Source organism: Sulfitobacter sp. PM12, from assembly GCF_045586035.1.
Lineage (GTDB): Bacteria > Pseudomonadota > Alphaproteobacteria > Rhodobacterales > Rhodobacteraceae > Sulfitobacter > Sulfitobacter pontiacus.
The window spans coordinates 306889-319761 of record NZ_CP151529.1 but is presented as its reverse complement, the minus strand read 5'-3'; the positions used below and the strand labels follow the sequence as shown (position 1 = coordinate 319761).

The following is a 12873-nucleotide window of genomic DNA, read 5'->3' as shown; positions in this document are numbered from 1 at the left end:
AAAGGACCAAATATCATGACAACGACTGTTCTCAAGAATATCTCGGAAATTCGCCGGTTCTTTCACCGTAACGAAGACCCTGTTTACTTTATCTCGGCCACGAACTTTAACCTTCTTGGTCTCGATGAGTGGGTGAAAAACTTTAAGTATATCTGCTACATCGACTGCTACGGCGGCAAGCACCCCAATGTGTTCTGCCCCTCGGAACAGCCCCACGCTGAATTCCAGAGCATCGAAGACATCAACAACTATCTGTTGCAGCACAAAGAAGTCATCGATTTCGTCAAGCGGCGCGGTGGCAAGCCCAAGTTCGTGTTCCTGATGTTCGACGAGGAAACCGAACGCCTGTCGAAAGAACTGGGGGCGGATGTCTGGTTCCCCAAGGCCAAGCTGCGCCAAAAGATGGACAACAAGATCGAAACCGTGCGGATCGGTAACAAGGCCGGTGTGCCGTCGGTGCCGAACGTGCTGGCCGAGGTCAAGGATTACGAAGACCTCAAGAAGACCTGCGAGAAGGCCGGGATCGGCCATGATCTGGTGCTGCAATCCGCCTTTGGTGACAGTGGCCACACGACGTTCTTTATCAAGTCCGAAGCAGACTTCCGCCGTCATGAATCCGAGATCGTCGGCGAGGGCGAGATCAAGATCATGAAGCGGATCGACTGCCGCGGTTCCGCGATCGAGGCTTGTGCCACCAAAGAAGGCACGATCGTTGGCCCCTTGATGACGGAACTGGTCGGTTTCAAGGATCTGACGCCCTATCGCGGGGGCTGGTGTGGCAATGAAATTCTGTCGACCGCTTTCCCGCCCAAGGTCCGTCAGAAAGCGCGCGAGCTGACCTATAAGTTCGGCGAACAGCTGCGCAAGGAAGGTTATCGCGGCTATTTCGAGCTCGACTTCCTGATCGACAAAAAGACCGGTGACATCTGGCTGGGCGAGCTGAACCCGCGCATCACGGGCGCGTCGTCGATGACAAACCACGCCGCCTTTGCCCACGCGGATGCGCCCTTGTTCCTGTTCCACCTGCTGGAATTCAGCAAGAAGAAGTTCAATCTGGATGTAGAAGAGTTGAATAACCGTTGGGCCGACCCCGAGATGATCGACGGTTGGAGCCAGATGGTGATCAAACATACCGAAGACAGCGTCGATATCTGCACCGAAGCGCCCGAAACGGGCATTTACAAGATGCTGGAAGATGGCCGCGTTGTGTTCGACCGTTTCGATTATCACCGTCGCGCCGTGGAATCCGAGAACGAAGCGTTCTTCCTGCGCATCCTGCAACCGGGTGATTACCGCTATGAAGGGGCCGATATTGGCATCCTTGTGACCCGCGGTCGGTCGATGACGAAGTCTTTCCAGTTGAATGAGCGCGCGAAAAAGTGGATTCACGGGATCAAGCAATCGGTGAACGGTCGTCCTCTGCCCGTTGCAGAGGCGGGTCCGGCGATGTCTGATCCGGCGTTCAAAATCCTCTAAGCACCGAAAGGGCAGCACATGCTGTGGCGTGCCATTTCAGAAGAATTGCCCGGTCCCAAATGGGCCGGGCTTTTCGCCGAATACTGGCCTCACTACCGTAAATGGTGGCTGAAGGAGGGCGAGCCCGCGCGCCCGACCTATGCCGAATGTCGTCGTGCGCTCAAGGCGCATATGCCCGACCTCATCCCGCTGTACGAAGATCTATGTGATCAGGCGGGCGGGGGTGATCTGGCGGCAAGGTTCCTGAGCTTTTACTGCCCGCCGCCCTATCTGTCGGGATGCAGTCAGGCGGTTTGGGGCGGCAAGGAACCTGTCATGGTGCGCAACTATGACTATAACACCAACGCTTTCGACAGTCTGGTGCTGCACACCGGCTGGAAGGGGCGCCGCGTGATGGGCACCTCTGACGGGTTGTTCGGGCTGGTGGACGGGGTGAACGACGCGGGGCTGTCTATATCGCTTACCTTTGGGGGCCGTCGTGTGGTGGGGGTGGGCTTTGGCGTGCCGCTGATCCTGCGCTATGTGCTGCAAACCTGCGAGACTGCCGAGCAAGCGGGCGAAATTCTGGCACGTGTGCCGACCCACATGAGCTATAACGTCACGGTGCTGGACCGCAAACGCAAGTATCTAACGGCGCTGATGGCACCGGATCGGCCTGCGATCATCACCAAGGCGGCGGTGGCGACCAACCATCAGGAGAACGTCGAATGGATCAGCCATGCGCGCTTTACGGCGACGGTTGAACGCGAGAGATATCTGCTGCAACGGTTGCGGTTCCACCGTGATCCGGAAGAGAAATTCATCAACACGTTCCTGAAACCGCCGCTCTATTCGCACCAGTTCAACGCAGGCTTCGGCACGCTTTATACCGCTGTCTATCGCCCCCGCAAACGCGAGATGGAGCATCGCTGGCCCGGAACCGTCTGGCATCAGAAGCTGGACGCGTTCGAGGAAGGGTCGCGCAACGTCCTGATGCCGGGGGTTGTGGCGTAACTCTATCCCTGCACACGAAAAAAGGCGGGGCACATACCCCGCCTTTGTGTTTCGCTGTAGCCTAATTCAAGCGGCTTTGCGGTTGTGTTCACCTTCTTCGACTTCCTCGACGATCTTGGCGATAAACGCATCCAGATCTTCCGGGGAGCGGCTGGTGATAATGCCTTGGTCCACGACGACTTCGCTGTCCTCGTAATGCGCACCGGCGTTTTTCACATCCGTCGCGATTGAGGCGTAGGAGGTTGCGGCGCGGCCTTTGATAATGCCTGCTTCGATCAGCAGCCAAGGGGCGTGGCAGATCGCGGCAACGGTCTTGCCTGCGTCAGCAAAGCTTTTGATCAGCGATACGGCGTCCTTGTTGGCGCGCAGCAGGTCGGGGTTGATCTGACCGCCGGGCAGGACAATCGCGTCATAGTCATCAACAGTGACATCCGACAGGGCTTTGTCGGCAGCAACTGTGTTGCCCCAGTCGTCTTTGTCCCAGCCCTTGATGTCTTTGCCATCAGGGGTGGCAACATGCACGGTGGCCCCTTTGGCCTTGAGGTCATTCAACGGGCGCTCCAGCTCGGATTGCTCGAAACCATTGGTGGATAGGATCAGAATTTTCGCGTCTGTGATCTGTGTCATTAGAAAGCTCCTTTCATCTTCGCTATCTTCACCGACACAACAAAGACACTGCGCGAATGTTCCAGCGCTGGAACCTGTATTGACGGGATTCCGCCGACGTGGAGGATGAACTTTTCGTGTCCAGAATTCGATACACACGGTTTGTGATCTCCTTTATACCAAGGGGATGAAAGACACCGTCGACCCTGCACCATCCGTCAATCTGGAGGAGATCATCGTCTGCCCCCAATGCGACGCCGTGTATCACCTCAAGGTGCCCAAGGTCGGCGAGAAGGCGGTGTGCGAGCGGTGCCATACCGTGTTGATCGAACCGCGCAAAAAGGCGGGGCTGAAGATCATTGCCATCGCCATTGCCACCTTTGTTCTGATCCTTGGTGCGACGTTCTTTCCGTTTCTGGATATTGATGCGGCGGGCAACAAGAACTCTGTCTCTGTGATGGACGCGGCGCTGGCGTTTTCCAGCGGGCCGCTTTTGCTGCTGTCGCTGGCGACGGCTGCCTTGATTATGCTGGTGCCCTTGGCGCGGGTGATGCTGACGCTTTATGTACTGGTCCCCATCGTGCTGGACCTGCCGCCCGCACGCCACGCAATGCAGGCGTTCCGCCTGTCGCAAGCGTTGCAACCGTGGTCGATGGCCGAGATTTTCGCGCTTGGCTGTGCCGTGGCGCTGGTGAAGATTGCCGATCTGGCAACTGTGGGGTTTGGGCCAGCTTTCTGGATGTTTTGTGGTTTGGTTGTTCTGATTGTGGCGCAGGACAAATTCATGTGTAAATGGTCGGTATGGAATTCGCTGGAAAATCCCAAAAAATCCTAAGCGCCCGCGAAATGGGGTTGGTGGCCTGCACACGGTGTACCCGTGCGTGGCCTATCGGCACGCCTGTCTGCCAACGCTGCGGCCACAAGATGCTGTCGCGTGACTTTGGCAGTATGCAGCGGGTCTGGGCGTTCTGGGTCGTGGGGCTGATGTGCTATATCCCCGCCAATATGTACCCGATGCTGAAAACGCGGACCCTGTTTCAGGTGGATGAAAGCACCATCGTCGGCGGTGCGGTCGAACTGGCGCATCACGGCTCTTACGGTATTGCCTTTATCATCCTGCTCGCGTCGGTCGCGATCCCGCTGGCCAAGTTCTGGGCAATCGCTTATCTGGCGGTCAGCGTTAAGACGCGTAATGCCGCGGCACATCGGTCGCGCCATGTGATGTATGAAATTGTCGAGTATATCGGCCGCTGGTCTATGATCGATATCTTTGTGGTTGCGATCCTTTCGTCGCTGGTGCAACTCAAAACCCTTGCGACCATTAACCCCGGCCCTGCGAGCATGTTCTTCGCCTTGTCGGTCATTTTTACCATGCTTTCTGCACAGGCCTTCGACTCCAGACTGATCTGGGACACGAATGCTTTCGATGGGGATCCCGATCAACATGTCTGACACGCCACCCGAGGTTAAGGTTAAATCCGCGCGCAAACTGTTCCTGAGCGGCGCGTCGATCGTCTGGATCATTCCGATCCTGGCGTTGGTTGCGGCTTTGGGCGTTGCGTTCAGCAGCTATAATTCCCGCGGTCCGGTGATTTTTGTCGAATTTGACAAAGGCGCCGGCATCAAGGCGGGCGAGACCGAATTGCGTTACCGTGACGTGACCGTTGGCCGGGTCGAGGAAGTCGGCTTTACCACCGGTCTGGGCAAGGTCGTCGCGTCGATCCGCGTGGACAAGAATGTGGCCCCCTTTATCGACGCCAGCGCGTCCTTCTGGATCGTCCAGCCCGAGGTTTCGGCGCAGGGGATCTCGGGGTTGGGTACGGTGCTCAGCGGCGTCTATATCGAGGGCAGCTGGAATGACGAAGTAGGCGATTTTGCCGAACGGTTCGTCGGGTCGGATTCGCCACCGCTGATCCGCGCCGGGCAATCCGGTCTGCAAATCGCCTTTCGCACCGTCGGCAACGGCACCCTGACCGATGATGCCCCGATCCTGTATCGTGGGATCGAGGTTGGCCGTTTGGGCAAGGCAGAGATCGCCCCACGCGGGAACTTTGCCATCGTAGAGGCGCTGATTTACGAAGAGCACCGCAACCTGATCAACAGCAGCACACGCTTCTGGGACAGCTCTGGTTTCAGCCTCTCCCTTGGGCCAGGTGGTGCCGAGATCGACTTTCAGTCCATTGCGACGCTTATCGGGGGCGGGGTGACGTTTGATACATTCGTTTCCGGCGGCGACCGCGTGCAAGACGGCACCGTATTCGACATTTTCCCAAGCAAGGAAGACGCCCGCAGCGCGGTTTTCAACGCCTCGGAAGTCGAGCCGCTGCTGATCAACGTGATCTTTGATGAAAACGTCTCCGGACTGGCCGTCGGCGCCCCTGTCGAGCTGAGCGGTCTGAACATCGGCGAGGTCGACTCCCTTGCCGGTATCGTGGATTACGACCAGTTTGGTGACAGCCGCGTGCGGTTGAACGTGACGCTGGCCATCCAGCCCGCGCGGCTTGGCCTGCCGGGGGATGTATCTGCCGAAAGCGCGCTGGCGTTCTTGCAAGACCGTGTTGTGAACGGTCTGCGCGCGCGGCTTGCCTCTGCCAGCCTGTTGACCGGTGGTCTGAAGGTTGAACTGGTGGTGGTCGAAGACGCGCCAAGCGGGCGTCTGGTGGCCGCGGGCGAAAACTTCCCTGTTATGCCAACGACCAAGAACGAAACATCAGATGCCGCTGCCACCGTCGAAGGTGTCTTTAGCCGCATCAACAACCTGCCCATCGAAGAGCTGTTGAACAGCGCCATCGGTCTGATGAATTCGCTACAGGCTTTTGTTGGCAGTGACGAGCTGCAACAGACCCCGCGCGATGTCCGCACGTTGATCAACGAGGTCACGGGGCTGGTATCGTCGGACTCGGTGCAGAATATCCCCGTATCGCTGAACGCCACGCTGCTGCGTGTCGAGACGCTGGTCGCGACACTCGAGGAAGAGCAGATGGCGAAACGTCTGCTGGATGCGGTCGACTCCGTCTCGGAAGCCGCCACATCCTTCAGCACCTCGACCGAGGGCGTGCCCGAACTGGTCGAAGAGATGCAGGCCGTCGCTGCCAAGGCAAGCGAGTTGGAACTGCAACAGCTGGTGGACGAGTTGACCGCGCTGACCCGCTCTGCCGATCAGGTGATTGGTACGCCGGACGCCGTGGCGCTGCCCGGATCGCTGAAAAACGCCTTGGACGAGCTGAACTATACGCTGCAGGAACTGCGCGAAGGCGGCGCGGTCGAGAACGTGAACCAGACGCTGGCATCCGCGCGTAACGCGGCGGATAATATCGCGGTGTCGGCACAAGACCTGCCACAGATCGTGAACCGTCTGTCGACCCTGTTCACGCAGGCAGAGCGTACAATTGAAGGGTACAACAAGGGTGATCAGATCAGCCGTACCGCACAAGAAACCATGCGTGATATCCAAAAAGCAGCCGATGCGCTTGCATCCTTGGCGCGCACCATTGAACGTAACCCCAATTCATTGTTGCTGGGACGGTAAAATATGAACGTTGTAAAAAGTATCGCAAGCCTTGGTCTCGTGGCCTTTCTTGCCGCTTGTGGATCCGCAGATCGCTATGCCGTGGACATGCCCCCGGTCACAGAGCAGGTGAGCATCCGCTTCAACTCGGTCGAAGTGCGTGATGTATCGCTGCCCAGCTATGCGGCCGCCGACGAAATCCACGTGCGCAAATCGAACGGCACGTTGGTGAGCTCTTCCGACGAACTTTGGGCGGATTCGCCCGAACGGGCCGTCGCCTTGGAATTGAGCGAGAACCTGTCGCGCCTCACCAACCGTCGGATCGCATCCGAGCCTTGGCCATTCGAAGCCTATCCCGATGCCCGGCTTGAGCTGCGGTTCAGCGAATTGCTGGCCGCTGAAACAGGCCAGTTCCGCGCCTCGGGCCAGTATTTCGTCGCCGTATCCACCGGTGGAAGCGAACGATCGGGGTTGTTTGACCTGACCGTGGCTTTCGACCCCAAGGGGGGACCGGCCGCCATTGCAGCAGCACGGGGGCAACTGATCCTTGATTTGGCCAGCTATATCGCCAAGAATGGACTAAAGTGACGTAATTCCAGCGCCGTGGCGTGAACTCGCTAGAGCTTCCACATACTGGATTGAATATACTTCGGTAACGATTTGGTAATTTTGCTGCCGTAGCCTGAGGCTGTGGCGCGGTCGGCGAACCTTTTCCAAGTGGTCGGTATTGTTCAGTAACGCGGTTTAAACCTTGATGCCTGCGCCCTTGTTTCCGGTCAGTTCTGGCCATGATCAACGGACCACATGCATATGATGAACCAAAGCCAATCGAACTTTTCCGGGCCCAGGGACGAAGATGACGACACCATCGATCTTGGCGCGCTGATTGGTACGTTGTGGCGCGGCAAACTGATTATCGCTGCTGTCACGCTGATTTTCATGCTGCTGGCGGGCTACTATGCCTATGGCGTGGCTGTGCCGACCTATCGGTCCACCGCGGTTGTGGTTCTGGACACCAAAGAAGACAGCATCGTGGACCTGCAGGCCGTGGTTGGCGGATTCTCCGGCGATAGCACCGAGGTCAATACAGAGGTCGAAGTGCTGCGGTCCCGTGGGTTGGCGGGCAAAGTTGTTGACCGGCTGAACCTGATTGATGACCCTGAGTTCAACGGCGAACTGCGCGAACCATCCATGATCGGTGGCATGATCTCTGGCCTCAAGGGAATGCTGTCTTCGGGGCCACCCGAAGAAGAGCTGGACCCCGAGCTTCAGAAAACCAAAACCCGCGACGCGGTTGTGCAGGCTTTGCTGAACAAGGTGTCGGTCTCCAATATTCGCCAAAGCCTTGTGTTCAACGTCACGGCTGAAACGGAATCTCCGGTTAAATCTGCCCAGATCGCGAATACGATTGTTGAACTGTACATCCTCAACCAGATCGAAGTGAAATTCGAGGCGACGGAAAAAGCGACTGAATGGCTAAGCAACCGTGTGTCCGAGCTTCAGATCGAGCTTGAGAATGCCGAGAAGAAAGTATCCGAATTTACGGCGCGCACCCAACTGGTTTCGATCGAGGGCCTGCAAGCGCTCGAGCGTCAGATTAAAGAACTCCGTGACCGCATTGACGGTGCCGCCTTGACCCGCGAGGCGCTTCAAACACGCCTTGCTGACTTAGAGGCCGCGCAAACGCCCGATGAAAAGCTCGACGCGGCGCAAGACGCCGCACTGACGCGTATCTTTAGCAACGGGCTGTCGTCGGAAACGAACCAGACGGCATTTGACCTGCGATTTGATACGGTGATGACGCGGGTTCGGGCCGATCTTGTGCGCAGCACGCAACAACTTGAGGCGCTGCGCAACTCGGAAAAAGAGCTTGGGGAGCAGTTGGCCTCGCAAGGGCAAGACCTGATTGAGCTGCAACAGCTGACCCGTGAATCCGAAGCAACGCGTCTGCTCTATGAATATTTCCTGACCCGCCTCAAAGAGACCTCTGCCCAAGAAGGCATCCAGAAGGCCGACAGCCGAATGCTGTCCAGCTCGGTCGTGCCAAATTCACCAAGCGCGCCGAAGAAATCGCAGATCATTGCGCTGGCGATGATCCTTGGGGCGATGGTCGGCTCGGGGCTCGTACTGCTGCGCGAATTCAAAACCCGCACGTTCCGCACCGCGAACGAGCTTGAGCAACACACCGGCTATACCGTGATCGGGCAGATCCCGCTGATCCCTTCGCGTCACCGCAAGGACACGCTCAAGTATCTGTCGGACAAGCCGACGTCTGCTGCCGCCGAAGCGATCCGCAACCTGCGCACCTCGCTGATGCTGTCGAACCTCGACAAAAAGCCGCAGGTCATCGTATCGACCTCGTCCATCCCGGGGGAGGGTAAAACCACCGTCTCGCTGTCGCTGGCGAAATTCCTGTCCGGTCTGGGCAAATCCGTCCTGCTGGTCGAAGGCGATATCCGCCGCCGCACGCTGAACGAATACTTCCCCGATATGCCGCGCAACGGTATCGCGTCTGTCCTGAACGGCGATGTAAAATTCGCCGATGCCATCCATACGCCTGACGGTTTTGGCGCGGATGTTCTGGGCGGCGAAAAGACCAATGTGAACGCGGCGGATATCTTCTCCTCCGATCGGTTCAAATCCTTCATCTCCGAGATGCGCGATCAGTATGACTTCATCATCATCGACACGCCGCCTGTGTTGGTTGTGCCGGATGCACGTATCATCTCGCAGAATGCCGATGCGATCCTGTTCTCTGTAAAATGGGACAGCACGAACAAGGGTCTGGTCGAGGAATCCATGCGCTTCTTCCACAACTCGAACCAGCGGATCACCGGTCTTGTGCTCAGCCAGATCGATGAGAAGGGCATGAAACGCTATGGCTATGGCGGCGAATACGGTGCCTATGGGGCCTACGGCAAGGGCTATTACGACAGTTAAGCAAGGCTTGGGCATGCCTCAAAACTGCCCAAATCTTTCCCCTCAAGGGTCATAACAGGGCCGCTCTGCTGGGCGATATTCATTGGGAAGTTATCCCAGTGAGGACCCTCAGATGGCACGTATGAAAGAGATCGCGACAGCTGCTGGCACGCTCGCCTGTGCTTTGGGCATCGGCTACGTGATGCAAAGCTCTGACGCTGCAACAGCCCGCTATGGTTCTGACGCCGCTGTGAAAGAGCAAGAGCTGCGCCGGCTAAGCAACGAGAACGCCGTGCTCGAGGTCGAAGACATCGTCCTCACCTCGGCCGAGTTCAATGCAGCCCCGCTGGAGCCCACGGTGGAGCTGCCCGATTCTGCCCCCGTCATGTTGGCCGCTGCAAGCGCGGACGAACCGATCTCTCGCCCAGTTTCCGCCCCAATTGCGACGGAGCCAGCGGCCACACAGACCTGCGATATCACCGCAAACGCGCGCCCCGTCGCGGCAGCTATGGTGAACCTGACACTGGCGGCACCCTGCATGCCAAACGAACGGATCACGGTGCATCACAGCGGCATGATCTTTACCCAAACCACATCTGACACCGGCGCGCTGGACATCACCGTTCCGGCGCTTGCGCAGGATGCGACCTTCGTCATTGCTTTCGGAAACGGCGAAGGCGCGGTTGCGGATGCGAAGATTGATGATCTGGCCGAATTTGACCGCGTGGTTCTGCAATGGAAGGGCGACACGGGTTTCCAGATGCACGCCCGCGAATTCGGGTCCGACTATGATGGTTCGGGCCATGTCTGGGCTGGCAAGCCGCGCAGCGTTGCCTCCGCGATCACCGGTGAAGGCGGATTTATGACCGTGAACGGCGACCTCAGCGCGGCAGAGCCACTGGTGGCCGAGGTGTACACATTCCCCGCTGCGATGGAAAACACCGATGCCCGCGTTGCGCTGACCGTGGAAGCCGAAGTGATCCAGGCGAACTGCGGCCAGGAGATAGAGGCGCAATCGATCGAACTGCTTGGCGATGCCACGCTTAGAACGCGCGACCTAAGCGTCGCAGTGCCGGATTGTGATGCGGTCGGCAGCTTTCTTGTGTTGAATAATCTGCTCCAAGACATGAAGGTTGCGGGACACTAACGCAACGCTTGGGGTCTTATGATCACGATTATACGTGCGGCGGTTCTCGCCGCACTTTTCTTATGTTCGGCGACGCTGTCCGCAGGGGCGCAGGATGTCGCGCTGTCCTCCCGTGATGGCAAGATTGAACTAAGCGGCACCTTGCTCGGCTTTGATGGCGAGTTCTACCGCGTCGAAACCGAGTATGGCGAGCTGACGGTCGATAGCACCGGCGTTCAATGCGAAGGGCCGGGCTGCCCCAATCTGGACCCTTTCGTCGCCGAGCTGCAGCTTTCGGGTTCGGCCACGATGGGTGAAGTGTTGATGCCTGCCTTGATCGACGGGTTTGCGCAGCGCAACGGCTATGCCGCTGTGCGCGAGGATGAAGACGAACACCGCTTTACCTACCGGTTGATCGACGAAAAAAACGAACAAACCGTTGCACTGTTCATGTTCCGGGCAAGTAATAGTGACGAAGGCTTTGCCGATCTTCTGGCGGACGAGGCGGATATCGTGATGTCCCTGCGCGAAATGCGCCCTGAAGAACGGGTCCGCGCGCGCGAGGCGGGGTTGGGTGATATGACGGGCCTGAACCGCAGTCGCGTGCTGTCGCTTGATGCTGTCGTGCCGGTGGTGTCGGCCTCGAACCCGGTCAAGCAGATCTCTCCGTTGATGCTGGCGCGGGCCTTTGCGGGGAAGGTGACCAACTGGCAGGCGCTTGGCGGGCCGGACGCACCCATTGATCTGCATCTGCCCGATACCAGCAGCGGGCTGGCACAAGCGATCAGTGATCAGGTGATGCGGCCCGCGACGCTGAAGTTCACCGACAATATCACCCGCCATGCCCGCCCTGCCGATCTGGCGGAAGCGGTGGCAAACGACAGTTTCGCGCTTGGCATCACCAGCTATGCCGAACAACGTGATACCGATGTGTTGACGCTCTCTGGTAGCTGCGGCTTTGCGCTCGATGCCTCGCGCCGCACCATCAAGACCGAAGATTACCCGCTGACCGCGCCGATGTTTCTGTACTTTCCGGCCCGCCGTCTGCCACAGGTGGCGCGAGAATTTCTGGCCTTTACCCGCAGCCCTGCTGCGCAGATCGTGATCCGGCGCGCGGGGTTTGTGGATCAGACGCCCGAGGAGATCCCCGTCGAGGATCAGGGCAACCGATTTACAAACGCGATTGCTGTCGCGGGGCCCGAAATCACGCTTGAGGAACTACAGCGGATGAATGCAGCGTTGAAGCCCATGGCGCGGCTGTCGACCTCTTTCCGGTTCGAGGCGGGATCGGTGCGTCTGGACGCACAATCGCGGTCAAACGTGCAGCAACTCGCCCGCGCGCTCGAGGTGGGGCAGTACGACGCGCGCCGTTTGTTGTTCGTGGGGTTCAGTGACGGGCAGGGCGCGTCTTTCGCCAACCGTGACATCGCGCTGCGTCGGGCAGAAGCCGTGCGGCAAGCGGTGATCACCGCGGCGGTGACCGCCAATCTGGAACGTGTGACGCTGGATCTGGACGCCTTTGGCGAGGCGATGCCAATGGCCTGTGATGATACCGCATGGGGGCGTCAGGCCAACCGGCGGGTAGAGGTCTGGGTGCGCTAAACCCTAACGAAACTGGGGCGGGGCGTATTTCAGCAGCACCGGCACGACCAGTTCTTCTTCGTCGATCAGATGGCGGTTCAGCATGGGTTTGAACGCATCCAGCCGCTGTTTCATGGCCGCGGTACTGTCGAGGAAACCTGCCGCGTCCCCCTCATGGCGCAGGACGGTATTTGCCGTCTCGGCCAGATCGTTCAAAATACCATCAAGACTGTGGTGGTCGCGATCCAAAATATCGAACCCCTGCGCCGCACCTCGGTCAAGCTGCGCCATCACCGGAAAATACTGGGCATCCTCGATATGGTGGTGACCGTGCAGCTCGTTGATCAGCATCCCGCCGAAACGCGACAGTTTGCGTTTGTAGGTCTCGGGCGGCTCGACGCGGTCCATCGCCAGTTGCGCGTCCCCCTCCATCTGGTCCAGCAGACGGCGGAACATCATATGACGATCCAACCAAAACGCGATCAGGCGAGAGTAATTCGGGTTCTCCTCCCAACCGTCGCGCGGGAAGGCTTTGATCAACGCACGCAACGGATCGGGCAAGCCATCGCGCTGCATCAGGGAAAGCGGGTCGGGGGGCGGCGTATTGGACATAGGCCAAAGCTAGTGCCGGGGGGTGATCCGGTAAACTCCGCAAATTCGAACA

Annotated in this window: 11 protein-coding genes; 9 read left to right on the top strand and 2 right to left on the bottom strand. The window is 58.5% G+C overall.

Features of this window, described 5'->3' with window-relative positions; all coding sequences use genetic code 11:
- The first annotated feature begins 15 nt into the window (after positions 1 to 15).
- Both AADW22_RS01500 and AADW22_RS01495 read left to right on the top strand, forming a co-directional pair.
- A complete protein-coding gene (locus AADW22_RS01500; RefSeq protein ID WP_005850608.1) occupies positions 16 to 1476 on the top strand; it encodes a biotin carboxylase in 1461 nt (486 codons plus the stop codon).
- Between the two features lie 18 nt (positions 1477 to 1494).
- On the top strand, positions 1495 to 2469 hold the full coding sequence (locus AADW22_RS01495) for a C45 family autoproteolytic acyltransferase/hydolase (RefSeq protein WP_037965586.1): 975 nt from the start codon (positions 1495 to 1497) through the stop codon (positions 2467 to 2469).
- A 66-nt stretch (positions 2470 to 2535) separates the two neighbouring features.
- Here AADW22_RS01495 and AADW22_RS01490 read toward each other — a convergent pair whose 3' ends face one another.
- Complete coding sequence (locus AADW22_RS01490) at positions 2536 to 3096, bottom strand: type 1 glutamine amidotransferase domain-containing protein (RefSeq protein ID WP_064217270.1); 561 nt, start codon at positions 3094 to 3096, stop codon at positions 2536 to 2538.
- 166 nt (positions 3097 to 3262) lie between these two features.
- Between AADW22_RS01490 and AADW22_RS01485 the strand changes: the two genes are divergently transcribed.
- The 7 genes from AADW22_RS01485 to AADW22_RS01455 all read left to right on the top strand — a co-directional run bounded on the left by AADW22_RS01485 (position 3263) and on the right by AADW22_RS01455 (position 12230).
- Positions 3263 to 3910: a paraquat-inducible protein A gene (locus AADW22_RS01485; RefSeq protein WP_005850602.1), complete on the top strand. Its 648-nt coding sequence runs from the start codon at positions 3263 to 3265 to the stop codon at positions 3908 to 3910.
- A gap of 11 nt (positions 3911 to 3921) precedes the next feature.
- Positions 3922 to 4527, top strand: a complete 606-nt coding sequence (locus AADW22_RS01480) for a paraquat-inducible protein A (RefSeq protein ID WP_009825638.1) — start codon at positions 3922 to 3924, stop codon at positions 4525 to 4527.
- Complete coding sequence (locus AADW22_RS01475; RefSeq protein ID WP_235183731.1) at positions 4520 to 6604, top strand: MlaD family protein; 2085 nt, start codon at positions 4520 to 4522, stop codon at positions 6602 to 6604. Before AADW22_RS01480 ends, AADW22_RS01475 begins: the two co-directional genes overlap by 8 nt.
- A 3-nt stretch (positions 6605 to 6607) precedes the next feature.
- Positions 6608 to 7171 (top strand): membrane integrity-associated transporter subunit PqiC, encoded by a 564-nt coding sequence (locus AADW22_RS01470; protein WP_005850596.1) that lies wholly within the window; start codon positions 6608 to 6610, stop codon positions 7169 to 7171.
- A 216-nt stretch (positions 7172 to 7387) separates the two neighbouring features.
- The gene (locus AADW22_RS01465) at positions 7388 to 9523 is read left to right on the top strand and encodes a GumC family protein (RefSeq protein WP_407474102.1); all 2136 of its coding nucleotides are present in this window, start codon (positions 7388 to 7390) and stop codon (positions 9521 to 9523) included.
- 112 nt (positions 9524 to 9635) lie between these two features.
- Positions 9636 to 10649 (top strand): hypothetical protein, encoded by a 1014-nt coding sequence (locus tag AADW22_RS01460; protein WP_005850593.1) that lies wholly within the window; start codon positions 9636 to 9638, stop codon positions 10647 to 10649.
- 18 nt (positions 10650 to 10667) lie between these two features.
- Entirely contained in the window at positions 10668 to 12230 is a 1563-nt protein-coding gene (locus tag AADW22_RS01455; RefSeq protein ID WP_407474101.1) for a substrate-binding domain-containing protein, read from the top strand.
- Between the two features lie 3 nt (positions 12231 to 12233).
- On the opposite strand, the gene AADW22_RS01450 is transcribed toward AADW22_RS01455, so the two are convergent.
- Positions 12234 to 12821: a hemerythrin domain-containing protein gene (locus AADW22_RS01450; protein ID WP_184583630.1), complete on the bottom strand. Its 588-nt coding sequence runs from the start codon at positions 12819 to 12821 to the stop codon at positions 12234 to 12236.
- Positions 12822 to 12873 lie beyond the last annotated feature (52 nt).